21 protein-coding genes are annotated in these 24,136 nt (G+C 61.6%); 8 read left to right on the forward strand and 13 right to left on the reverse strand.

Going from position 1 to position 24,136, the window contains the following annotated elements; genetic code table 11:
* Positions 1-582: 582 nt before the first annotated feature.
* From B5526_RS37445 to B5526_RS06705, 3 genes are all read right to left on the reverse strand, one after another.
* Complete coding sequence (locus tag B5526_RS37445) at positions 583-951, reverse strand: hypothetical protein (protein WP_154071174.1); 369 nt, start codon at positions 949-951, stop codon at positions 583-585.
* A gap of 28 nt (positions 952-979) precedes the next feature.
* Entirely contained in the window at positions 980-2,140 is a 1,161-nt protein-coding gene (locus B5526_RS06700) for an IS30 family transposase (RefSeq protein ID WP_079544746.1), read from the reverse strand.
* A 716-nt stretch (positions 2,141-2,856) separates the two neighbouring features.
* Entirely contained in the window at positions 2,857-4,131 is a 1,275-nt protein-coding gene (locus tag B5526_RS06705) for an acyl-CoA dehydrogenase family protein (protein WP_079537507.1), read from the reverse strand.
* Positions 4,132-4,321: 190 nt separating this feature from the next.
* Here B5526_RS06705 and B5526_RS06710 point away from each other — a divergent pair, with 190 nt between their 5' ends.
* On the forward strand, positions 4,322-5,101 hold the full coding sequence (locus B5526_RS06710; RefSeq protein WP_079537508.1) for an enoyl-CoA hydratase-related protein: 780 nt from the start codon (positions 4,322-4,324) through the stop codon (positions 5,099-5,101).
* Positions 5,102-5,214: 113 nt separating this feature from the next.
* On the opposite strand, the gene B5526_RS06715 is transcribed toward B5526_RS06710, so the two are convergent.
* Genes B5526_RS06715 through B5526_RS06725 form a run of 3 tightly spaced genes read right to left on the reverse strand, consistent with a single transcriptional unit; the run spans position 5,215 to position 7,371 of the window.
* Entirely contained in the window at positions 5,215-5,595 is a 381-nt protein-coding gene (locus tag B5526_RS06715; RefSeq protein WP_079537509.1) for a DUF6285 domain-containing protein, read from the reverse strand.
* A gap of 1 nt (position 5,596) precedes the next feature.
* Positions 5,597-6,583, reverse strand: a complete 987-nt coding sequence (locus B5526_RS06720; protein ID WP_079537510.1) for a phosphotransferase family protein — start codon at positions 6,581-6,583, stop codon at positions 5,597-5,599.
* Positions 6,580-7,371, reverse strand: a complete 792-nt coding sequence (locus tag B5526_RS06725) for an enoyl-CoA hydratase/isomerase (RefSeq protein ID WP_079544747.1) — start codon at positions 7,369-7,371, stop codon at positions 6,580-6,582. Before B5526_RS06725 ends, B5526_RS06720 begins: the two co-directional genes overlap by 4 nt.
* 167 nt (positions 7,372-7,538) lie before the next feature.
* On the opposite strand from B5526_RS06725, the gene B5526_RS06730 reads away from it, so the two are divergent.
* The 4 genes from B5526_RS06730 to B5526_RS06745 all read left to right on the forward strand — a co-directional run bounded on the left by B5526_RS06730 (position 7,539) and on the right by B5526_RS06745 (position 11,172).
* Entirely contained in the window at positions 7,539-8,318 is a 780-nt protein-coding gene (locus B5526_RS06730) for an SDR family NAD(P)-dependent oxidoreductase (protein WP_079544748.1), read from the forward strand.
* 141 nt (positions 8,319-8,459) lie between these two features.
* Positions 8,460-9,734, forward strand: a complete 1,275-nt coding sequence (locus B5526_RS06735; protein ID WP_079537511.1) for an acyl-CoA dehydrogenase family protein — start codon at positions 8,460-8,462, stop codon at positions 9,732-9,734.
* 273 nt (positions 9,735-10,007) lie between these two features.
* Positions 10,008-10,625, forward strand: a complete 618-nt coding sequence (locus tag B5526_RS06740; protein WP_079537512.1) for a flavin reductase family protein — start codon at positions 10,008-10,010, stop codon at positions 10,623-10,625.
* 199 nt (positions 10,626-10,824) lie between these two features.
* A complete protein-coding gene (locus B5526_RS06745) occupies positions 10,825-11,172 on the forward strand; it encodes a hypothetical protein (RefSeq protein WP_079537513.1) in 348 nt (115 codons plus the stop codon).
* A gap of 117 nt (positions 11,173-11,289) precedes the next feature.
* Here the strand turns inward: B5526_RS06745 and B5526_RS06750 are convergent, their stop codons facing one another.
* Both B5526_RS06750 and B5526_RS06755 read right to left on the reverse strand, forming a co-directional pair.
* Positions 11,290-13,041, reverse strand: a complete 1,752-nt coding sequence (locus B5526_RS06750; protein WP_197688420.1) for a hypothetical protein — start codon at positions 13,039-13,041, stop codon at positions 11,290-11,292.
* 134 nt (positions 13,042-13,175) lie between these two features.
* The gene (locus B5526_RS06755; protein ID WP_172841987.1) at positions 13,176-13,733 is read right to left on the reverse strand and encodes a sterol desaturase family protein; all 558 of its coding nucleotides are present in this window, start codon (positions 13,731-13,733) and stop codon (positions 13,176-13,178) included.
* A gap of 366 nt (positions 13,734-14,099) precedes the next feature.
* Here B5526_RS06755 and B5526_RS06760 point away from each other — a divergent pair, with 366 nt between their 5' ends.
* Positions 14,100-15,047: an alpha/beta hydrolase family protein gene (locus tag B5526_RS06760; RefSeq protein ID WP_197688421.1), complete on the forward strand. Its 948-nt coding sequence runs from the start codon at positions 14,100-14,102 to the stop codon at positions 15,045-15,047.
* Between the two features lie 95 nt (positions 15,048-15,142).
* Here the strand turns inward: B5526_RS06760 and B5526_RS06765 are convergent, their stop codons facing one another.
* The 5 genes from B5526_RS06765 to B5526_RS06785 all read right to left on the reverse strand — a co-directional run bounded on the left by B5526_RS06765 (position 15,143) and on the right by B5526_RS06785 (position 21,030).
* On the reverse strand, positions 15,143-15,412 hold the full coding sequence (locus tag B5526_RS06765) for a hypothetical protein (protein ID WP_079537515.1): 270 nt from the start codon (positions 15,410-15,412) through the stop codon (positions 15,143-15,145).
* A gap of 9 nt (positions 15,413-15,421) precedes the next feature.
* Positions 15,422-17,665, reverse strand: a complete 2,244-nt coding sequence (locus B5526_RS06770) for a xanthine dehydrogenase family protein molybdopterin-binding subunit (RefSeq protein WP_079537516.1) — start codon at positions 17,663-17,665, stop codon at positions 15,422-15,424.
* Positions 17,662-18,144, reverse strand: a complete 483-nt coding sequence (locus tag B5526_RS06775) for a (2Fe-2S)-binding protein (RefSeq protein WP_079537517.1) — start codon at positions 18,142-18,144, stop codon at positions 17,662-17,664. Before B5526_RS06775 ends, B5526_RS06770 begins: the two co-directional genes overlap by 4 nt.
* An 18-nt stretch (positions 18,145-18,162) precedes the next feature.
* A complete protein-coding gene (locus B5526_RS06780) occupies positions 18,163-19,023 on the reverse strand; it encodes an FAD binding domain-containing protein (protein ID WP_079544750.1) in 861 nt (286 codons plus the stop codon).
* 333 nt (positions 19,024-19,356) lie between these two features.
* The gene (locus tag B5526_RS06785; RefSeq protein ID WP_079537518.1) at positions 19,357-21,030 is read right to left on the reverse strand and encodes a flavin-containing monooxygenase; all 1,674 of its coding nucleotides are present in this window, start codon (positions 21,028-21,030) and stop codon (positions 19,357-19,359) included.
* A 231-nt stretch (positions 21,031-21,261) separates the two neighbouring features.
* Between B5526_RS06785 and B5526_RS06790 the strand changes: the two genes are divergently transcribed.
* Both B5526_RS06790 and B5526_RS06795 read left to right on the forward strand, forming a co-directional pair.
* The gene (locus tag B5526_RS06790; protein ID WP_079537519.1) at positions 21,262-22,395 is read left to right on the forward strand and encodes a nitronate monooxygenase; all 1,134 of its coding nucleotides are present in this window, start codon (positions 21,262-21,264) and stop codon (positions 22,393-22,395) included.
* Between the two features lie 133 nt (positions 22,396-22,528).
* A complete protein-coding gene (locus B5526_RS06795; protein ID WP_079537520.1) occupies positions 22,529-24,049 on the forward strand; it encodes an acetyl-CoA acetyltransferase in 1,521 nt (506 codons plus the stop codon).
* Positions 24,050-24,136 lie beyond the last annotated feature (87 nt).

Below are 24,136 nucleotides of genomic sequence, written 5' to 3' on the forward strand. Positions count from 1 at the left end.
AAGCGGCCAATGACTCACCAACCGGGTGCTCAGAGAGAGAGATTAGTCGAAGGGGTGGAAGCCCACGAACAAAAACGCCTGTTCCAGTTGAGGAACAAAAAAACTGTTGCGGATCAGACACAAAAATGCGCGCCAGCGGGCATTAGCATCGTTTCGCGCTTCGTGCCGCTGGCCCGATCAAACGGTATTGCGATAAATCGCTTGGACGTTCGGTGAGGTCAGTGATGATAAACGCCAGTCTGGTTGGTCGCCACAAAAGTATGTCGGCGCTGATCGACCTTAGTCGGCCGTAACCGTATTGCCGCCAATGTCCGAGTTGGGTCAAAGTGAGAAGAACTCAGCATGAGCACATGTCTTCCGGGTTACCCCTGAAAGCGGACATCGCTCGGTGCAGTTGGTATGTCTCAAACGTGCCATCAGCGGATGCTCAGGTGTTTGGGTGCCACCACCCAAATATCGCTACAATGAGGCATGCAGCCAAGACAGTTATCTCGATGCCGATTGAAATCCAGTACAAGTCCGGCGCGGAATCTCTATGAACAACCAAATTCGACGGGTCTTGAACCGAGTCTAGAATCCAGTTTACAGGATCAGCACTGAAGGGCTTGATTTTTCTCTCGGTAAGGCCAAGCCAAAGTTTGCGGCTGGAATCGACGCACAAATAGATCGCGACGATGCGAGCGACGATTTCATAAAGGAAAAACTGCATTCAAACATCCATTCATCAAGTCCTGATTCGATGACCAGGCCGTATGACTCATCAATCCGCATGGTTACCGCAGTCATTGCATCGCCCCTACTTGGTTTGAGTGTGGCCGGCTTTGGTGTTGGTTCAATTGCAGGAACCATCACGGTGACGGTATTAGGGATTCCCCGGGTCCTACGATTCGCGGCAAGGTTAGTCGCCCCTAACTTCGGCTTTCGGTCATTCGCGTCGGTTTGATAGGACACCGGCGACTTCCGGTCTTCCCCTGCCGGCTCAACCGGTCGACGCAACACAGGCGTTAAATCTCTCTGCTGGGGTTTCAAATTGCAAGGTCTCACGTGGTCGTTCGTTTAGCTGACGAGCCACTTTGTTCAGGTAGGCTTGTGAGTGCACCGACAAGTCGGTGCCCTTCGGAAAGTACTGTCTCAGCAGGCCATTGGTGTTCTCGTTCGACCCGCGCTGCCACGGGCTTTGCGGATCGCAAAAATAGACGTCGATTTTGGTCGCCAACGTAAAGCGGCGATGATCCGTAAGTTCCTTTCCCCGGTCCCAGGTCAGCGACTTATACAGCTCCTTTGGTAGCTTCTTCGCCTGCTTGATGAGCGCGGTGACCACCGTTCGGGTGTCCTTACCGGCCACCTTGGCCAACATCACGTAGCGCGTATGACGCTCGACCAAGGTCGCGATGTAGCTGTTGTTCGGCCCGGACAGCAGATCGCCTTCCCAATGGCCAGGCACCGCTCGATCTTCAACCGCCGCCGGTCGCTGGCGGATTGAGACGATATCCTTGATATGCCCCCGTCTATCGCCATCCGGATCGACCGGCTTGGAGCGACGCATCGAGCGCTTCGATCGAAGATGACTAAGCAGCTCTTTCTTGAGCACGCCACGGGTTTGTACAAATAAGCTGCGGTAGATCGTCTCGTGTGACACCTGATTACACTCGTCTTCAGGATGCGTTCTCTTCAGCCAGCCGGCTATCTGCTCGGGTGACCAATCCAATCTGAGCTTCCCCGCGACAGCTCGCCGTAGCCGCGGACTGCTCGCCAATTTACAGCATTTTGGACGACGAGCTCGCGCCCAGGCATTCTCATCTGCAAGTGCCGCTCGGTAGCGGTCATAGCCGCCATTACGGTTCATTTCCCGGCTCACCGTCGAGGGTGAGCGGCCAAGCAACTTGGCGATCGATCGGGCCGATCGATGTGCCGTAACACCTCTGGAAATCACCTCGCGTTCCGCGAGCGTCAATGCCAGCCTGGAGCGACGCCGCTCGGCAGGACGAATCCCACCATGCGGAGCCACCAAAAAATAGATCGACGATGACTGCTTACCAAAAGCGCGTCCGATCGCCTTTAGCGACTCCCCGCGCTTCCAGCGATCCCATAACTCCGTTTTCTCTGCCGCAGTAAACCCTCTATGAAATTTGTGAGCCATCAAACCACACTCCATCTCTCCTTTAAGATAAAGTGTTGCGTCAACCGGTTGAGACCACCCCCGCAGAACGGACATTCTCAGGGACAGTCGGCATGTCTCAAACGTGGCCGTTGCGATTGGCAGCTGTGGCTGCGACAAAGTAACCCGACGGGCAAAATTTCCCTTTCGCTGTCGGGCAAATCACTTTTAGGACTCACGCCATCCTGTCCCCGAGGAAGGGGCGTTGGCCATCGTTACCGAACGTTGGGATGGGATGCGGTGGACGCGGCGGCATCGTGCGCGCGATGGGATCGCAGGGCGGGATAAACTCCGTGAGCGATCACAGGACGTGCCAACGAGCGGTGCCGAGGCGTACGGCAAAGTCGTGTGGTTCCGATGCCTCAGTGGTTGGCATCAAGTCTTTCGGAGGCGCGAAAGCCCAACCGGGCCGGAGCGCCGGTTTCCGGGAGGCGACGGAGGCAGGAAAGCCCGATACTCCGGGGAGAGCACGATATAAGTCGTAAAGCCATTGCGCAGGGAATGTCGGATCGCCTCCGCTGCCCTGTATGCTCGTGTGCGATTTTCTTTCACCCTTTGCACACGGGACCGCGGGTGCAGCGCGCATCCGGCATTCCCTGCTCCCTCATTATTTCGAGGGACAACGAAATGCAAACCTCGGGCGTCTCCCGCCGCGAGACCACGGACGTGTATCTGCTGTTTGAAGAGCGAGACGCCCTTTAATGCTTCCCTGCCCCCATATATCCAAACAAGAATCCCGCCACTTTCCGCTTCTGGATTTCCTCGCTGCCTTCGGTGATGCGGTAGCGGCGGTGGTGGCGGTAGATGTGTTCGAACGGCTTGTGGCGCGAATAGCCCATGCCGCCATGCACCTGCATGGCGCGGTCGGCTGCTTCGCAGCACAGCCGGTTTGCCCAGTAGTTGCACATCGACACCTTGTCGGAGAGCGTGTGCTCGACCTGCGCCTGGGTGAGCTGGTCCATCTCCCAGGCGGTCTTGCGGATCAACAGCCGCAGCATCTCGGCCTGCGTCGCAAGCTCGACCAGCGGCCACTGGATCGCCTGGTTTTCGGCGAGCGCTTTGCCGAACGGCTTTCGCTCGCGAGCATATTTTACGCTCTCATTGATGCAATAGACCGCAGCACCCAGCGAACTCGCGGCCTGCCGAATCCGGTTCTCATGCACAAAACATTGTGCCAGCGACAATCCGCGGCCGATCTCGCCGAACAGCGCGTCCTCAGCGACGAACACATCGGTAAAGCTGACGCGCGGATGATCGGTCGGCATGTTAAACGTCCACATATATTCCTCGACCTTCACGCCCGCGGCCTTGGCCGGCACCAGGAAACAGGTGATGCCGCGCGCATCGCCGTCATTGCCGGACGTGCGGGCGAACAGCGCGCAATGGGTCGCGACATGCATGCCGGTGGTCCACATCTTCTCGCCGTTGATCACCCAGCCTTTGACGTTGTCGCGCGTTGCCGGCACCGCCTTGGTTTCCATATGGGTCGCATCCGAGCCGTGCTCGGGTTCGGTGAGCCCAAACGTGATGCGGTATTTTCCCGTGATTGAGCCTTCGATCATCGCCTTCTGCTCGTCGCGGCCATAGCGGTCGAGCATCGTCACCAATGGCAGATTGCCCACGATGGAATGCTCGTTCTGCAGGTCGTTGTGCAGGCCAAGTCCCTTCGAGGCAAAATGTTCGCGGATCACCGCCATCCAGAGATTGGAACCATCCTTGCCGCCATAGCGCTTCGGGATCGCAAAGCGCAGATGCCCCGCCTCGTCGGCGAGATTTTTCACCCGTCGCAGCAGCGCTTCCCACTCATGCCGCGGCAGCCCGCCATTCTCGAAATCGGTGCGCGCCCATTCGCGGCGGTGATCGAAGAAACGGATGTTGTCATCGGCCTCTTCGATCGGTTTTATCTTTTGCGCGACGAATTGGTCGAGCTCGGCGAGATAGGCGACGAGGTCAGCCGGCAGTGCAAAATCCACGGCAATTCTCCCAGATATCGTTTTCTTGTCGTTATGTCCCCGCGCGTTCGATTAAGGTGAGAAGCCCCGACCAAGTCAAGCAAGCTTGTGGCGCGGAGGCGCCTTGCGTAATTGGATGGCGTTCGCAGGCGCGAGCGCGCTAGTATTGCCTCCAACATTCCACGCCACAGAAAAACGCACGGGAGCAAACATGGATTTGAAATTCTCAAAGGTCACGCGCAAGGGCCCGGTCACGATCGTGACGCTGTCGCGGCCCGAAGTGTACAACGCGCTGCATATCGACGCGCATTTTGAGCTGAACAAGGTGTTCGACGATTTTTCCGCCGATCCCGAGCAATGGGTCGCGATCGTCACCGGCGCCGGCGACAAGGCGTTCTGTGCGGGGAACGATTTGAAATGGCAGGCGGCGGGCGGAAAGCGCGGCTGGGACAAGGGCGGCTTTGCCGGGCTGACCTCGCGCTTCGACTGCGACAAGCCGATCATTGCGGCCGTCAACGGCGTCGCCATGGGCGGCGGTTTTGAGATTGCGCTCGCCTGCGATCTCATCATTGCCTCGGAGAATGCCACGTTCGCTCTCCCCGAACCGCGCGTCGGCCTTGCGGCGCTCGCCGGCGGCGTGCACCGGCTGCCGCGTCAGATCGGGCTGAAGCGCGCGATGGGCATGATCCTGACCGCGCGCCATGTCAGCGCCAAAGAAGGCCTTGAGCTCGGTTTCGTCAACGAGGTGGTACCGCAGGGCGAAGCGCTGGCGGCGGCGGAGCGCTGGGCCGAGACCATCTGCAAGAACTCGCCGATGTCGATCCGCGCGTCCAAGCAGGCCATTCAGAAGGGCCTCGCCGTGTCGCTGGAACAGGCCATCACCGAGCAGCGCGAATACCCGGCGGTGAAAGCGATGGCGGCGTCGCAGGATTATGTCGAGGGACCGAAAGCGTTTGCCGAAAAGCGCCCGCCGAAATGGGTGGGGAAGTGACGTAACGGGCGCAGCGCTCCCTCCCGTCATTGCGAGCGAAGCGAAGCAATCCATTATCGCCATTCGCGCAAGTAGTGGATTGCTTCGTCGCAAACGCTCCTCGCAATGACGGGTTAACCACCCTGCTCTCCCAACTCCCTCCGATACGACGCGTAATTCGGCTGATCGACGGCCAGTTTGTCCATCGTTGTCTGCCAGAGATGATCGGCGAGCCCAGGCGTTTTCAGGTCGACCTCGCCTTTTGCGATTTGATCGGCGAGCAGGCGGTTGAGCTCGGTGAGCGAGCCCTCCTTACCCAAGAGCTGCGACAGCCGGGCCAACTCCGCGGCATCACTGCCCTGCCCCAGCGCAAGGTGCCGCGTCACCAGATCGAGCATGTTGATCGCGACCCGCAGCTTGAATGCGTTGTGCCCGCTCATTTGAGGCGCGATGTCGTCGCGCAAGAAATCCGCGACCGCTTTTGTCAATTCGGTGAGTGTCGGTTCGTCCTGCATGTCATGTTCCTCGCGGGGCTAACAACCGCAACAGATCGATCTCCGTCTCCGACGCGCGGCGGCCGATCATGGCGCGTTCCATCGAATGGTCAGGCGAGAGACGAAAACGCTGCATCATGCCACAGCACATCACGCCCCAGCGCAGCGTGCCCATCACTTCCCAGAATGTCACCCGCTTTGCATCGACGCGGCGGCCGGCCGCCTCGTATCCCGCGAACAACTCTTCGCGTGTCCCAAAGCCTCCGACGGGCTTGTCGATCTCGCCAAAACGCCAGGAATTGACACAGACCCAGCCGAGATCCTCCATGGGATCGCCAGTATGCGCGAGCTCCCAGTCCAGCACCGCGCGCACGCCATCGGGGCCAATGATCAGATTGCCGTGGCGGAAATCGCCATGCACCAGCGTCACCTCGTCGGACGGGCCGGGATCGTGGTCGGCGAGCCAGCGCAGCGCCAATTCGAACACCGGCCGCGGCCAGTCAAAGCTGCGATAATCCTGCTGCAGTTCGGCAATTTCCTTCGCCGCCGTCATGCGGCGAAGCTTTGGCAATTCCGACAGCGGCAATCCATGGATGCAAGCCGCGACCGTGCCGAGCTGACGCGCCAGTTTCGGACGGGCACTCGCAAATTTGTCATCGCGAAGAATTTTGCGCGCGATGGTTTCGCCATCGACCCGCGCCATGACGAATCCGGTGCCGAGCTCGTCCTGCGGCTGCAAGACATGCAGCACGCGCGGCGAAGGTACGCCGGCGTCATAAGCAAGCTGCATCAGCCTTGCCTCGGCATCGAGCCCGGCCGCACGCCCAGGTGCTGCGCCGTAACCTAACGGCGCCCGCCGCAGGATCGCGCCGATGTTGCCGTCGGGATGCACGATATCGAACGACCAGGTTTCCTGGCTGGCGCCGCCGGAAAGCCTGACGACGCCAGCCACGCCGGTCGCGCCGTGGCACCACGCGGCGACGCTGCGCCCGAGCAGCGCCTCCATCATCTGCCCTTGAATTTGGCCGGACGCTTTTCGAGGAAGGCGGTGACGCCCTCCTTGAAATCTTCCGCAGCACCGGCAATCCGCTGCGACTCGAATTCGAGGTTGAGCTGGTCCTCGAACGAATTGTCCGGGCTTTCCCAATAGAGTTTCCGGATCAGCGACAGCGCAATGGTCGGGCCGTTGGCAAGCTCATGCGCGAGCTTCATGGCCTCTTCCATCAGCGCAGCATCGTCGTACACGCGATTGACGAGCCCCCATTCCAGCGCCTTTTCCGCCGACAGTCTCTCACCCATCAGCGACAATTCGACCGAGCGCGCTCTTCCGATCAGCCGCGGCAACAGCCAGGTCGAGCCGCAGTCTGGCACCAGGCCGATGCGCCGGAACGCCTGCAGGAAATAGGACGAGCGCGCGCACAAGATCATGTCGCCCATCATTGCAAAACTCATCCCGGCGCCGGCGGCCGGGCCGTTGACCGCCGTCACCAGCGGGCAATGCAGGTTGCGCAACCGCCGCAGGAACGGATGAAAGCCGATCTCGAGCGAAGCGCCGGCATTGCTCTTGCCCGGCTTCTGGTTATTCCGGCCCTGCAAATTGGCGCCGGTGCAGAAGGCGCGGCCCGCGCCGGTCAAAACCACGCAACGGACCTCGGCCTTGTTCTCGTCGATGGCGTCGAGCGCCTCGGCAAGGCCGCCCAGCATATCCATCGACACCGCGTTCATCACCTCCTGATGGTCGAGCTTCAGGATGGCCACAGGGCCGTCGAAATCGAGCGTGACGTGTTTGAGCTGCATTTGTTTCCTCATCTGCTTTGGCCCGCGTGTTCTTCCGCGGCACGGAAAGTCTTCAATCTCGGACCCATATTTGATTTTTAGACGCAGCTTGTCCATGGTTGTGACGGGAACATCTGCCTGCCAGCGGACGCGCGGCCTAACGCGCGCCAAACCAAATGGAAACGCTCATGAGCATATTTGACCTCTCCGGCCGCGTCGCGGTCGTCACCGGCGGCAATGGCGGCATCGGGCTCGGCATCGCGCAGGCACTCGCCGCAGCCGGCTGCAATGTCTCGATCTGGGGCCGCAATGCCGAGAAGAACAAAAATGCTGCCGCATCCATGGCCGGCTCGCCCGGCAAGGTCGATAGCAGGATTTGCGATGTCAGCGATGCCGCCTCGGTGAAAGCGGCGATGGCGGCGACGCTCGGGCACTTCGGCCGGGTCGACGGCTGCTTTGCCAATGCCGGCATCGGCGGCGGCGGACGGCACGCTTTCATCGACCGCACCGAGGAGCAATGGCGGACCATGTTCGCGACCAATCTCGACGGCGTGTTCCACGTGTTCCAGGCGGCCGCCCGCCACATGACCGAGCGCGCCACTGCCGGCGACGGTTTTGGTCGTCTGGTCGCAACCTCGAGCCTCGCCTCGCTGTTCGGCACCGCGCGCAACGAGCATTATGCCGCGACCAAAGCCGCCATCAACGCGCTGGTCCGCGCGGTCGCGGTCGAGCTCGCACGCCACGGCGTCACCGCCAACGCCATCCTGCCCGGCTGGATCAAGAGCGACATGACCGCCGGCGTGCTGGCGAATGAAAAATTCGTCGGCGCGGTGATGCCGCGGATTCCGATGCGCCGGTTCGGCGAACCCACCGATTTCGGCGGCATCGCGGTCTATTTGATGAGCAAGGCGTCGTCCTATCACACGGCGGATTGTTTTGTCATTGACGGCGGCTACACGGCGTTCTGACATCGCTCGCAACGTTGATGCGGTTTCTTTGCGCTACCCAGCTTGCTCGAAAACACGATAGAGTGCCGATGACACGGGTTTCAGACAGATCGTCCGGACGATGACGGGAAAAATCGATCTGAGCCATTGGGAGGACTACAAATGAAACACGCCTACGTGCCGCGAACGACGACCTACACCCTGAACCCGGAAGACGAGCTCAACGACCTCAGAATGTCGGAGCAGGTCCGGCCGCTCTACGATCACGTGAGGAAATTCATCCGGGAGACGGTCGATCCGATGTCGGCGGAGTTTTATCGGCTCGGCGAGAAGAAGACCGACCGCTGGAGCTTTACGCCGGAGCAGCTCGAGGTTCTCGGCAAGGCGAAGGCAAAGGCCAAGGAAGTCGGCCTGTGGAACTTCTTCCTGCCCGATGCCGAGACCGGCGAGGGCCTGAAGAATCTCGACTACGCCTATATCGCCGCCGAGCTCGGCAAAAGCCCGCTTGCCTCCGAAACCATGAACTGCTCGGCGCCGGATACCGGCAACATGGAAGTGCTCGAGCGCGTCGGCACCAAGGAGCAGAAGGAGAAGTGGCTGAAGCCGCTTCTCAACGGCGAAATCCGCTCCGCCTATGCCATGACCGAACCGAATGTCGCCTCTTCGGATGCCAAGAATATCTCGACGACGGCAAAGCTCGTCGGCGACGAATGGGTGATTAACGGCGAGAAATATTACATCTCCGGGCTCGGCGATCCCCGCTGCAAGATCATGATCGTGATGGTGAAGACCAATCCGGACGCGCCGCCGAGCAAGCAGCAGTCGCAAATCCTGGTGCCGAAGGATACCCCGGGCGTCGAGATCCTCGGGCCGATGCACGTGTTCGGGCACGACCATGCGCCGCGCGGACACATGCACCTGCGCTTCAACAATGTCCGGGTACCCAAGGAGAACATGCTGCTCGGCGAAGGCCGCGGCTTCGAGATCTCGCAGGTCCGGCTCGGGCCGGGCCGCATCCATCACTGCATGCGCACCATCGGCAAGGCGGAAAAGGCGCTCGACATGATGGTGTCGCGCGGACTGACCCGCGAAGCCTTCGGCAAGAAGATCGCCCATCTCGGCGGCAATCTCCAGATCATCGCGCAGGCGCGCTGCGAGATCGAGGCGATGCGGTTGATGGTGCTGAAAGCCGCCAAAGCGATGGACGTGCTCGGCAACAAGGAAGCGCGCATCTGGGTCAGCATGGTGAAAGCCATGGTGCCCGAGCGCGCCTGCAAGATCATCGACCAGGCGATCCAGATGCACGGCGCGACCGGCATCTCGCAATGGACCCCGCTCGCCGAAATGTACCAGGACGTGCGCCATCTGCGCTTCGCCGACGGCCCCGATGAAGTGCACTGGATGGTGGTCGGCCGGCACGAGCTGAGCATGCCGTAGCCCTGTTGAGCGCGCACCTTACTTGGAGTCCCCGAGGGGCGCCCCCACCCCAACCCTCCCCCGCAAGCGCGGGAGAGGGAGCTGAGCGCGACGCATGGCAAGCAGCATGGTCGACAAAACAGACGTGGCCTGCATCGTAGCCATTGTTAAATTAATATCGTTCAGCACACGCTGATGCGCCCCCTCTCCCGCTTGCGGGGGAGGGTTGGGGTGGGGTGCCTCCGCATACTCACTCGTGGAACGTAGAAAACCCCGGTCAAAAGGGAACGCACCATGCAATACGCGCCAAACGATCTCACGCGCCGCGAGCGCTACAAGGTGCTGACGGGATTCGTCCTGCCGCGGCCGATCGCCTGGGTGACGACGGTTGGCCCGACCGGCGTGGTCAATGCCGCGCCCTTCAGCTTCTTCAACGTGTTCTGCGAGGATCCCCCGCTCTGCATGTTCGCCGTCAATTTGCGGCCCGACGGCCGAACCAAGGACACGCTGACCAACATCCAGCGCACCAGCGAATTCGTGGTCAACCTCGCCGATGAACCGCTGGCGCGTGCGATGCACGATTCCAGCGGCGATTTTCCGCCCGAAATCGGCGAGCCCAATTATCTCGGCCTGAAACTGGCGCCCTCGACAAATGTCGCGGTGCCGCGGCTTGCCGATGCGCCGTGGGCGATGGAGTGCAAGACTTGGCAAACCATCGATGTGAACGGCGACCGCCAGCTCATCATCGGCGAAGGCGTCAATTTCCACATCCGCGACGAATTGTGGGATCCCGCCTCCATGCGGGTGCACATGGACCGCTATCATCCGGTAGGCCGCATGTTCGCCGACCGCTATTGCCGGACCGACGACCGAATCGTGTTCCCGCCGGCGGAGGGAGCACAGGGTGCGTAGCCCGTAGGTGAACGGCTGATGGACAAAAATTCATTTTTCTCTCTTCGGCCATAGCGCGCGTTCCAACCCTAGAACGTTCTTCCGCCGCGTGCCGCGTTGCATGGTACTTTTTGTCCCCTGCAGCCACGGCATACACCCATGCAGAAACCTTTTTGCCGATGCCTCGTACCCATGCTCGTGACGGGACTGGGGACACTGCATGAATTCATTTCGGCCTACGGAAATCGAACAATTAGCGATTGAAGCGAAACTGAATCTGATTTTTGGAGCAAAACTCTACGACAATTTATTTCTTGGTTTCGAGGTTCTGGAGGTCGTCAACGACGAGCTGCGCGCCTGGGCTCCCTCCGAGCATCGGGCGGCGCTGATCGACGTCCAGTATTCAAGCAAGGTCGCCTGGATCGCTCAGACCGTGTTCAACCGGCCGGTCCGGCGGGTCAACGTGCTCTTGCGCGGCATGAAGCACGACATCTGCGAGCAGCCCGCTTGCGGGACGGACCGGCGGCAATCCGGGGGCACAAAGGGACTTCACGAGGACCACAGGTAGTCAGGCGTTCGGGTGTCGTGCACGGACGCTATGTGCCGCGGCAGCATCGATCGACATCAAAAGTCAGCCGGCACGGTTTGTGCCGGTTGACGAGTGACTGCAAGAGCCCGTTGATTATCAGTCGGCGTCGGCGTGTCGGTCGTGATCATGACCATCGTGATCGTGCTCATGATCGTCATCATCGGCCAGGTGGTCACGATCGGTTCCCGGCGTGAACAAAATGCCGCGCAGGACTTCGCCAAAGCGCGCGGTTCGGAGAGCGGTAAAGGCTTCGCCCGCGGGAAGGCTGGTTGCGGCCAGATTATCCCTGATCATGACCAGTTGATTCGGATCGGCACCCTGGTCGCCGTTTCCGCTGACGGTCGAGGTGATCGCCCAGATCGTCGCGGTACCATCGTGATTGACGCGGCCCATGAGGTTTCGAAGGCCGTCGCTGGCGGGCGACCAGGGAAGCCCGGTTTTGGGATTTTGGCCGGTCGGATAACCCGTCACCGTGTATGGCACGCCGAGATTAAGCCCAGCCTGCAGCACGTAGGCCAGTTTCCACGCGCCAAGGCTTGCGTCGAACACCCACTTCTGCAGCCCCGCCCCGGTTTGCGCGGCGGCCGCGGTATACTTGCCCGATACCGGATCGAAGGTGGTGGTGCCGTTGCCTTCATCGGTGACATAGAGCGTCTTCGCGTCGGCGAACCAGACGCCGAACGGGAACGATGTCGTTTTTTTTGCGAGATTCGTCGGAAAGCCCGCAAGGACGCACATGTTGTAGGGGACGACACCCTTGGTCTGCAGTTGCGTGGCGTCGTAAAAGATCGGCGTGGTGGGCAGGGCTGCGGTCGCCCCGGGGATGCCGACGCCGTTCGAGCACGCTAAGGGCTTGCCGTTCGAATCAAAGCCGGTGGTATCGATGAAGTAGACCGCGTTGATGCCGTTGCCGCCGCTGCCCTTGGTCGTATAGATCACCTTGTTGAAGATCGAGAGGCCTCGGAAATTCGTGTCCTTGCCGATCTTGTCCGCGGTCAGCCCCAGTTGCGTGATATTGAAGCTGCCGACCGGCGTCGGCTGGCCCGGGTTTTGGGCTGCGAGTTTGGTCCGTTCCTCGGTCAGGATTTGCAATCCGGCGCCGACGATGACCCCGTTTGGCTGAGGATTTGCGCCGTTGCCGGCATTTCCGGACATGTAGACGATGTTGGCGTCGTCCTTGTCGTTTCGGATCGCGACGCGTCCGTTGTTGCCGCTGTATGCATTGGTCTTGGTGAAGCGAAACCGGCCGTGTTCGTCGACTTCCGCGACCACCCGCGAATAGCTGCCGGAGACGGGGTTGGTGGGATCAAACACCGCGGGCGTATTGGAATTCGAGACATCGAGCGCATCGATGGGCGCAAGGTATCCCATGAACGTCACGACCCGGCCGTCGGTCGAAAGGTTCAGTGCGATCTCCGATTTGGACGGGAAGCTGGTCACCATCTGATCCCGGGTCGGCGGGATCCCGTCGGCGCTGTTGGGCACCTCGAGCGAGTTGACCAGCTCGCCGGACGGCTTGAGTTGATCGAGCACGATTTTCGCGGTGATGCCGAAGCTGCCGTCAACGAGCGAATTATCCCAGATAAAGGGATAAGAGCCGTCGGCCGTCGCGGTCACGCAATTGGGAGCGACGCAATTGGGCGGCAGTTGCGTCCCCACCGCGATATTGGCCGGATTGTTGTCATATACGGAACGGCTGAGCAGCAGATTTCCCGGTCTGAAGTCGACGCCGTCGTCGTCGGCGCGAGCGACATTGGCGCCCACGACGCCCGATAAAAGGACCGTCACGGCCAAACCCGATCGAAAAACCGGCAGACTGGCAAGAAAACGCTGTTCTGCAACCTTCATCGAAAACATCCCCCCTCATATTTCACCTTGAGCCACGGGTGCTTAAGTCGTGGCGAATGCGGGGGACCTTGCCCATGCTCCATTACAATCATACGAACGCGATGCGAACAGATATTGAAGGTTAAGCGACGCCGTCATCCGGCTTCGGAACGGATGTGTCCGCCGACGGCTCTCGCATGGGTGCGAAAAACGATGTCCCAAAAGATCGTCGTCACGCCAAAATTGCAATTCTCGAGATGATGATGCGTGAGGTGTCGTATCTTGGCCGAATAGAGCCATGAATTCGGCCCTATCGGCCAGCGATGCACGGCATAGTGGACAACGATGAAGACCAGATAGCCCGAGAGCAGTCCGGCGAAAATCGCCGAGCCGTCTTCCAACCCCGCAGCGCCAATCAAGAGAAATCCGACCGGCAGCGCGAGCAGCGGCGTAGTGAGGCTCGATCGTTCCGCGTCCGGATCGCTCGGGTTGTCGTGATGAAGCTGATGCAGGCGCCGGCCCTGGGAATGAATATGGAAGACAAACCGGTGGACCAGATATTCCAGAAGCGTCCAGGCCGCGATGCCGGCGAGCATCAGAGGCAGGCGATCCAGGCCGGCCAGGCCTGCGAAAATCACGATGGCAAGCGGTACCGTGACAAAGTCGCCGAAGTGACGAAGTCGCCGCATCATGTCCGCGGAAAGGCTCGTCATGAACGCTATTCGCCTCATTGGATCACCCTCGCCGGCGCCAGCCGCGGTCTACCCCGGCATTCTGGATCTGCGGGCCAGCGATTGGAACAGATTTGCATGACGAAATTGCTGACGGATATCAGCTTCGTGGTTGCCAATGGTAAAGGCCGCGGGCGATGGGATATGGTCATAGGCAACACCCGATGCAAACGCGGCAGGAATCCGAACATGCGGACGATCTCTACCGAGCGGCGTAGGTTGATCCACCTCTCTGCCATCTTGAGGCAATCTTGCGTCATCGCTTGTTGCGGCCTGGCGCTGTGGTCTGGACGGGCACTGGCGCAAACCGCTGACATCAGCGGGCCCTACCCCGTCGGAATGAAACAGATGGAATATGTCGACCCGACCGACGGCCGGCATCTGGCATTCGCGCTGTTCTATCCGGCCGCGCTGCCGGACAGTTCCGCGACGCCTGACAAGATGACCTTCTTCACCAACCTGCATCTGTATGTGGATGCTCCAGTCGTGGCCGATACGCAAAAGCGTCCCCTGATCATGTTCTCGCACGGCGCCGGCAGCAACGGGTTGTATTATGCGTGGTTCGGCGAATATTTGGCCGCGCGCGGCTATCTCGTCGCCATGCTCTTTCATTATCGCGCCAACACCTATGATGCGACGGTGATGTACACGCGCAGCAAGCTCTGGCAGCGGCCGCGCGACATCACGCTCGACATCACCGGCCTGCTGCAGGACACAGTGTGGGGGCCACATATCGACCCGAACCGGATTGGCGTGGCCGGACACTCGCAGGGCGGATTCACCTCGTTCTGGATCGGCGGCGCCAGGATCAATCCCGACCTTTATCTGGCTTATCAGACGAACTGGAAAAACAACCCGGTGGTGCCGGCCTATCTGCGCGCGGAATTGCCGCTGGACTCAGGCCCGGCGCGCGACGTGCAGGACAATCGCATCAAGGCCGCCTTTGCGATGGCGCCCGGAGACCTGCCGGGATTCGGCATGGAGGCGGACGGGCTCAAGCAATTGACGATCCCGACCTACATCATCGTCGGCGCCCGCGACACCCAGGCTCCGGTCAAGGAAAACTCGGAGTTCGCGGCAAAATATATCGCGCATGTCAAACTCGACGTGCTGCCCGGCCTGGTCGACCACGAGATCTTCGTCAACGAATGCGATGCGTTCGGACGCGATACCTGGCCGGAAGCCTGTATCGATGCGCCCGGCATCGATCGACGCCAGTTGCACGAATATATCGGCAAGACCGCCGTGAAGTTTTTCGATCTCAATCTGGGTGTGCAGCGGGGCAGCGCGAACTAGCCCCGCAAGGCGGGTTAGCCGATTCCCGAATATCGCTTCGCTTATCCGGGCTCCGCCTGCGAGCGCTTATTTTCGAATGGATCGCGGCTTTAGCGTCATCTCGCGAGCGACATCCACCGTTCCGTTGCATTGATCGCCGACGCCCACAGGCCATCTGTGGGCTGGCCGCGATGCAGCGCCTTTCCGATTTCGCAGATTGCCAGGAATGCGCTGGATCGTGCCTCTTCAACTTCCAGTCTCTGTTCGCCGCCTCCCTGAACCAGCCCGACTAAACCGTTCAGCAGCGGCAACGCAGTCTGCGCCGGCTCACGCTCGGCCGCCTTCAAGGCTTCGATTACTTTTGCGGCTTTCTCGGAGTCAGTCATTTGCGCCGGTTACCCCTGACCCTCAATCACCTCCAGCACCTTCGGCGGCGACATCGGCAGGCTGTAGAAGCGCTTTCCCAATGCGTTGTGGACCGCGTTGGCGACCGCCGCCATCACCGGCACCAGCGGCACTTCGCCGACGCCCTTGACGCCCTGCGGATGTTTCGGGTTCGGCACTTCGACCATCACCGTGTCGAGCATCGGCAGGTCCGAGCACACCGGCATGCGATAATCGAGGAAGCCGGGGTTATCGACCTTGCCGTCTTTGTTGTAGATGTACTCTTCGTTCAGCGCCCAGCCGATGCCCTGCGCGACGCCGCCCTGCATCTGGCCCTCGACATAGCCGGGATGAATGGCACGGCCGACATCCTGCACCGCGGTGTAGCGGATCACGCGGACGATGCCGAGCTCTACATCGACTTCGACGTCGCAGATATGGGTGCCAAAACCGCCTTCGGCGCCTTCGGTGTTGAGCTGCACGCCGGCGCCGATCGGCCCGCCCATCTGCGGGGCCTTTGCGGCAAGCTCGGCTAAGGTCAAAGGCTCGAACTGGCCAGCATTGGGGCTCGCCGGATGCGCCGCGCCGTTTTCCCATTTCACCGCCTCGGGATCGATCTCCCAGATTTTTGCGGCACGTTCGCGCAAGGTGCTGATGACCTTGTCCGCCGACTGCGTCACCACCATCGCGGACGCGAACAGCACGCGGCTGCCGCCGGTCAGATTGGAAAAGCCGACGGTTGCAGTGTCGCCGATCAGGACTGACACGCGGCGATAATCAATGCCGAGCAGCTCGGCGCAGATGTTGGCGATCGCGGCGCGCGAGCCGCCGATATCCGGATGGCCTGTCGTGACGACAACATTACCGTCTTCGGTGATGTTGACCTGCGCGCTCGATTCACCACCGGCGTTGAACCAGAAGCCGGAGGCTATGCCCCTGCCCTGCAATTTGCCGAGCGGCGCCGTGTAATGCGGATGGGCTTTTGCAGCTTCCAGCGTCTCGATATAGCCGATCCGCGGAAACACCGGGCCATGCGCGGCTTTTGTCCCCTGTTTTGCGGCGTTCTTCAGCCGCAGCTCCAGCGGATCCATCTTCAGCGCTTCAGCGAGCTCGTCGAGCACGCATTCCACCGCAAAGGCGCCTATCGGCGCGCCCGGCGCGCGATAGGCCGCGACCTTGGAGCGGTTGGAGAGCACATCGTAGCCGACCGACAGCACGTTCGGGATGTCGTAAGGCGAAAAACTGCAGCCGACCGCGCCGCGGATCGGCGAGCCCGGCAGCGCGCCGGCCTGCAGATAGAAGGTGCCTTGCGCCGCGACGATGGTGCCATCCTTTTTCGCACCGATCTTGACCGTACTCTTCGAGCCGGACGTGGGGCCCGTCGCCCGCATCACTTCCTCGCGGGTCATTACCATCTTCACCGGGCGGCCGGATTTTTTCGCGAGCAGCGTCGCCAGCGGCTCGAGATAGACGATGGTCTTGCCGCCAAAGCCGCCGCCGATCTCGGCCGGGATGGCGCGGATGTCGCTCTGCGGGATGCCGGTCAGATACGAGGTCATGGCGCGGACCATGAACTGGCCCTGGCTCGAGCTCCAGATCGTGGTCTTGTTGTCAGGCGCGACGCTGATCAGGCAGGCGTGCGGCTCGATATAGCCCTGATGCACCGGGCGGGTGGTAAAGGTGCGCTCGATGACGATCTCGGCGTCTTTGAATCCTTGCGCGATGTCGCCCTTCTTGACTTCCAGCTTGCCGGCGATATTGGACGGTTTGCCCTCGAACTTGTTGAACTCGTGCAGAATCGGCGCGTCCGGTTTCAGCGCGTCGTCGATCTCGATCGACCACGGCAGCACCTCGTAATCGACCTCGATCAATTCGCAGGCCTTTGCTGCGATCGCCTCGGACGTGGCGGCGACTGCAGCGACGGGGTGGCCGGGGAACAGCGCCTTCTCGCGCGCCATCACGTTGCGGCACATCCAGCGCATGTCCTGGATGCCGAGCATGACCGACTTATCAATCGGGAAATCAACGATGTCGCGCGCGGTCACCACCGCTTTGACGCCCGGCAGCGCCTCCGCTTTCGAGGTGTCGATCGACTTGATGCGGGCGTGCGGATGCGGGCTGCGCTTGATCTTGCCCCAGATCATGCCGGGCATGGTGGTGTCGGCGGCGAACGCCGCGCGGCCGGTGACCTTGTCGGCGCCGTCAGGGCGAATGGTGCGCTGGCCGATCCACTTGTTGTTGGTGATGATGTTCATTGTGCTGTCTCCCGTATTTCGGCCGCGGTCTCAAGAACCGCGCGGACAATCTTGTCGTAACCCGTGCACCGGCAGAGATTGCCGGCGAGCCAGAAGCGGACCTCTTCCTCGCTCGGCTGAGGGTTCTTCTTCAACAGCGCGTCGGAGGCGACCAGCATGCCTGAGGTGCAGATGCCACATTGCAGCGCCGCCATTTCCAGGAATTTTTGCTGTAGCGGATGCAGCTTCTCGCCCTTCGCCATGCCTTCGATGGTGCGCAACTGATGGCCTTCGGCCTCGACGGCGAGCATCAAACACGAACAGACCAGCCGATCATCCAGCATGATGCTGCAGGCGCCGCAATCGCCGGAGGCGCAGCCTTCCTTGGAGCCGGTCAGGGCCAGCGGCCCGCGCAAGGCGTCGAGCATGGTGTCGCTGGGCTCGCACAAAAACTCCATCGGCTCGCCGTTGATGGTGGTGGAAACGTGCAGTTTTGCCATGGTCTTCAATTCCCCAACTCAATTTTCTCTTGCGCGCTTCGCCGCGATAGAGGCCGTGCGCTTGAGCAGCACGCCGGCGATTTTGGTGCGATAGGCAATGGTGCCGCGCTTGTCGTCGATCGGACGGCAGGCGGCGGAGCAGGCGGCAGCGGCCGCGTTCAGCGCCGCATCGTCGAGTTTGCTGCCGATCAGCGCTTTCGCCGCCGCCTCGACCAGCAGCACGATCGGCGCCACTGCGCCAAGCCCAACCCGGGCGGCGGTGCAGGTGCCGTCCTTGAGCGTGAGGCTGACGCCGCAGCCGACCACGGCGATGTCCATTTCGGTGCGCGGGATCATGCGCAAATACGCATCGCTGGAACCCGGCGGCCGCGGCGGCAGTGCAAAACTGACCAGGATTTCGCCGGGTTTTAGATTGGTGCGGCCCGGGCCGGCGGGCACTTGTTCCACCGGCATCTCGCGGCGCCCGTTCGGCCCCTGCACCGTGACCGTGGCGCCGGCGGCGATCATGGCCGGCACGCTGTCGCCGGCGGGAGAGCCATTGCAGAGATTGCCGCCCGCCGAGGCCCGGCCCTGGACCTGGGTGGAACCGATCAGATTGACGGCCTCCAGCACGCCGGGCCAGATTTTTCCGAAGCGCGGATGCTCGGCCAGCACCGCGCCCGGAACCGCGGCACCGATCCGAAAGCCGCCATCGGCGGTTTGCTCGATCGCGGTCATTTCAGATATTTTCTTGATGTCGACGATCAGGCCCGGCCGCACCGCGCCGGAGCGCATCTGCACCAACAAATCAGTGCCGCCGGCCAAGATGCGCGCCGCACTTCCGGCGGCCGCAAAGGCGCTAACCGCCTCGTCGAGCGTACCCGGGCTTACATATCGGATGTCCGTCATGATGGTTCGCCGTCTCCCCTCACTGCGCGCCCCGTTGGTTAATGGCCTGCTTTTTTGGGATGCGAGAGCGGAGAGACTACACGGGCAACGGCGATTGGAACAGCCTCCGGGGACGGCATGCTCCTATGCGAGAAGCGGCTTTGCGCAGCCAAAACATCTCATAATGTGAGATGGTGGGCTAGTTTCCGCTCTAACCCCGTCATTGCGAGGAGCGCAGCGACGAAGCAATCCATACCGCCGGCGCGGGACTATGGATTGCTTCGCGGAGCCTGTCATCGGGCGGCGCTTCGCGCCGACCCGTTGGCTCGCAATGACGGTGGTGGGTTACGACGACGCCGCCATCTTCTGCGCCCGCTCCGCCGCAATCATCACAAATCCTTCATAGCCCTTCGCAGCGACGTCGTTGCAGATCTGGCGATAGACGCCGACGCCGCCGATATAGGGCATGAAGATCTGCGGTTTGCCCGGAATGTTGGCGCCCATGTACCAGGAATTGGCCTGCGGATAGAGCGTGGTGTGCGCGACTTCATTGACATGCGCGACCCATTTGTCCTCCGCCTCGCGCATCGCTTCCATGGCCTCAAAGCCGCGCTCGCGCATAAAGCCAAGGCAGTCGGTGATCCAGTCGACATGCTGCTCGATCGAGACCATCATGTTGGACAGCACCGACGGGCTGCCGGGTCCGGTGACGATGAAGAGATTTGGAAAGCCCGCGCTCATCAGGCCGAGATAGGTTTTCGGCCCCTCCGCCCATTTCTGATTTAGCGTCCGTCCGTTGCGGCCGCGAATATCTATTTTTGCGACCGAGCCCGTCATCGCATCGAAGCCGGTGGCCAGCACCAGCGCGTCGACCTCATAGTCCTGGCCGACGACGCGCACGGCGTTCGGCAATATCTCCTCGATCGGATTGGATTTGATGTCTACCAGCGTCACGTTCGGCCGATTGAAGGTGACAAAATAATCGGTGTCGACGCAAATGCGCTTCGAGCCGATCGGGTGATTGTTGGGCTGCAGCAGTTTTGCCGTTTGCGGGTCTTTCACGATCTCCGCGATCTTGTCGCGGACAAAATTGGCGGCGGTGTCGTTGGCCGACTTGTCGAGCGCAAGATTGTTGTAGACCGACATGAAGGTGAGGCCGCCGCGGCTCCAGCGCGCCTCATATTTGGCGCGGCGCTCGTTGTCGCCGTCATCGAGCGCGCCGCGATCGGGCGGCTCGGTATAGATGCCGTTGCGCGCCTCTTCGCGGGCAAAGCGCCGGATCTCCGGATATTTTGCGCGGAACGCCTCGCGCTCCTCCTCCGTCAGTGGCGCGTTGCGGGCGGGAATGGAAAAATTCGCGGTGCGCTGGAATACTGTCAGATGGCTGGCCTGCTCGGCGATGACGGGCACCGACTGGATGCCCGACGATCCCGTGCCGATCACGCCGACGCGCAAGCCCGTGAAATCGACCGGCTCATGCGGCCAATGGCCGGTATGAAAAACCTTGCCCTTGAAATCGGAGAGGCCCTTGATGTCGGGCATCCGCGCGTTGGAGAGGCAGCCGGTGGCGAGCACCACGTATTTTGCGGTGATAGTGTTGCCTTCGGACGTCGTGACCAACCACGAATTGGTGTTTTCATCAAAGACTGCGCCATCGACGCGGGTGTTGAGCTGAATGTCGCTGCGCAGGTTAAACCGGTCGGCGACGTGGTTGGCGTATCGCAAAATTTCGGGCTGCGGCGCGTAGCGCTCGCTCCAGTTCCATTCCTGCTGCAGTTCATCGGAGAACGAGTAGGAATACTGCATGCTCTCGACGTCGCAGCGCGCGCCGGGATAGCGGTTCCAGTACCAGGTGCCGCCGACATCGCCGCCCTGCTCGTAGACCCGGGCCGACAATCCGATCCCGCGCAGCCGGTGCAGCATGTACATTCCGGCAAAGCCGGCGCCGACCACGACGACATCGTAAGTGAGCGCGCCGGGCGCTTGCTTCCTGGGCGAAACGGATTTCAACGCGGACATTCGAACTCCCTTGAGATCTTTGGCGTGTTGGCGCCAGCATTCTCTCCGAGGCGCCAAAGCGCAAGAGACAAAAAGGCGCGTCCGCAGCCGTATATTTTGCCACGCGGAATGCGCGTCCGTCATGGTGAGGTCACCGCCCGCTTGGCATGCGCACCCCTGATGGGCTAGCGTCATTAGCGCATCCTCAAACCAAGAATGAGCAGCACCAACGCTGCCGCAGGGAGTGAACAGATGAAATCGCCGATCTGCGACATGCTGGGAATAGAATTCCCCTTGCTGGCATTCAGCCATTGCCGCGACGTGGTCGCCGCCGTCAGCCGCGCCGGAGGTTTTGGGGTGCTAGGCGCGACCTCGCATTCGCCTGAATCGATCGAGCAGGAACTGAAATGGATCGACGATCACGTCGACGGCAAGCCCTATGGGCTCGACGTGCTGATCCCGGAAAACATCTCGACCGCGGGCGAGAAGGATGTCACCTGGAAAAGCCTGGAGGCGCGGATTTCGGACGAGCATCGCGCCTTCACCAAAAACCTGCTGAACAAATACGGCATCGAACTGACGACGACTGATGTCGCCGACAACCAGCCGCAGCCATTTGACGGCCAATGCGCGCTGGAAGTGCTCGATGCGTCGTTCAAGCATCCGATCCGGCTGATTGCCAACGCGCTCGGCGTGCCGCCGAAGGCGATGATCGATATGGGCAAGGCGCATGGCGTGCCGGTGGCGGCGCTGGTCGGCGCCAAGGAGCATGCGCTTCGTCAAGTGGCGGCCGGCGTCGATATCCTGGTGGTGCAAGGCACGGAAGCCGGCGGCCATTGCGGCGAAGTTTCCACGATGGTGCTCGTGCCCGAGGTGATCAAGGCGATAAAGCCGATCCGCGACGTGCCGGTGCTGGCGGCAGGCGGCATCATGACCGGGCGGCAGATGGCGGCCTGCATGGCGATGGGTGCGGCCGGGGTCTGGACCGGCTCGGTGTGGCTTGCAACCGTTGAATCCGAGACGTCAGAGATTTTCCGCGAAAAAATGATCGCGGCTTCTTCGCGCGATGCGGTGCGCTCCAAGGGCCGCACGGGAAAGCCGGCGCGGCAATTGCGTTCGGTCTGGACCGACGCGTGGGATCGCGGGCCCGACAGCCCCGGCGCGCTGCCGATGCCGCTGCAGAGCATCATCAGCCGCGACGCCTTCAACTCGATCGATCGGTCCGCCGCCGCCGGCAATGCGAAAGCGCGCGACCTCGTGAGTTATTTTGTCGGCCAGGGCGTCGGCCTGATCGACAGCGTGAAATCCGCCGGCGCCGTGGTGCAGGAATTCAAGGAAGAGTTCGTCGAGGCCGTGGAGCACATGAACGCGCTGGTGGCGGAATGAGCGACCCTCATGGTGAGGAGCGCGGCTTCGCGCGTCTCGAACCATGAGGCCCGTGGCCCATCCTTCGAGACGCGGCCAAGAGGCCGCTCCTCAGGATGAGGTCTCTCTGTGTTGAGAAAGCGAAAAGATAACGATGTCGAATACCTCCTCTTCCACCCCCGACGACCGCATCCCCGTCATCGTCGGCGTCGGCGAAATCACCGATCGTCCGAAAGAAATTGCCGAAGGCCTTGAGCCCCTCACTTTGCTCGAAGAAGCGCTAAAACGCGCCGAGCAGGACAGTGGCGGCAAGTTGCTTGCCGATATCGGCTCGCTCGACGTCGTCAATTTTCTGAGCTGGCGCTATCGCGATCCGGAAAAGCAACTCGCCCAACGTCTCGGCATCCAGCCGAAACATGCCTATTACGGCCCGGTCGGCGGCGAGAGCCCGATCCGCTATCTGCACGAGGCGGCGCAGCGCATTGCACGCGGCGAATGCAGCGTCGCCGCGGTCTGTGGCGCCGAGGCCCAATCCAGCGCGACCAAGGCCGAGCGCGCCGGCGTCACCCTGCCGTGGACGCCGTTCGCCCATGATGTCGAGGAGCCGAAACGCGGCGCGGCGTTCCAGAAGCCGATGGCCGTCAAACTCGGCGTGTTCAGGCCGGTGACGGTTTATCCGTTTTACGAGGTAGCCTCGTCGGCGCGTTGGGGCCAGACCCCGCGCGAGGCGATGGCCGAGTCCGGCCAATTATGGTCGACCTATTCCGGCGTCGCGTCGCAAAATCCCAATGCCTGGCTGAAGCGGCGTTTTGCGCCGAACGAGATCACGACGCCGACCGCCGACAATCGCCTGATCGCCTGGCCCTACACAAAACTGATGGTGGCCAATCCGACCGTCAACATGGGCGGAGCGGTGCTCTTGACCAGCCTCGCCAAGGCCAGGGCCGCGGGCGTGCCGGAGGATCGCCTCATTCATGTCTGGGGCGGCGCATCGGCGGAAGAGCCGCGCGACTACCTGCTCCGCGACCAGTTTTTCGAAAGCCATCCGCAGAACGCGGTGCTCAAAGCCGTGATGGATCTCGTCGGCGGCGACGGCAGGGCGTTCGACGCCATCGAGCTCTATAGTTGCTTTCCCTGCGTCCCAAAAATGGCGCGGCGGACGCTGGGGCTTTCCGCCGACGTGCAGCCGACGGTAACCGGCGGCCTGACATTCTTCGGCGCGCCGCTCAACACCTACATGACGCACGCCGCCTGCGCGATGGTGCGCAAGCTGCGCAACGGCGCGCAGCTTGGCTTGCTCTACGGCCAAGGCGGTTTTGTCACCAAACATCACGCGCTGGTGCTGTCGCGCCGGGCGCCGCGAGAACCGCTGGCGCAGGATACGAGCGTCCAGGCCGAGGCCGACCGCCATCGCCGGGAAGTGCCGGAGTTCGTCACCGAAGCCAACGGCAAGAGCTCGGTCGAGAGTTTTACCATCATCTACGGACGCAACGGCGAGGTCGAACACGGCGTGGTGATGCTGCGGACGCCAGACAACGCGCGCGCGCTGGCGCGGGTGCCCGCGCAGGATAGAGCGACACTGGCGCATCTTCTCAACATGGACCGCACACCGGTGGGGTCGTCAGGGAACATCGTTAGCGCGGAGGATGGCGTCCTGGAGTGGCGACACCCGTAGCCCGTCATACCCGCGAAAGCGGGTATCCAGTAGTCGCAGGCGCCTGAGTTCGAATATGTCCGCCGCGGCGTACTGGATCGTCCGGTC

The sequence above is a fragment of the Bradyrhizobium lablabi genome (assembly GCF_900141755.1).
GTDB classification, from domain to species: Bacteria; Pseudomonadota; Alphaproteobacteria; order Rhizobiales; family Xanthobacteraceae; genus Bradyrhizobium; species Bradyrhizobium lablabi_A.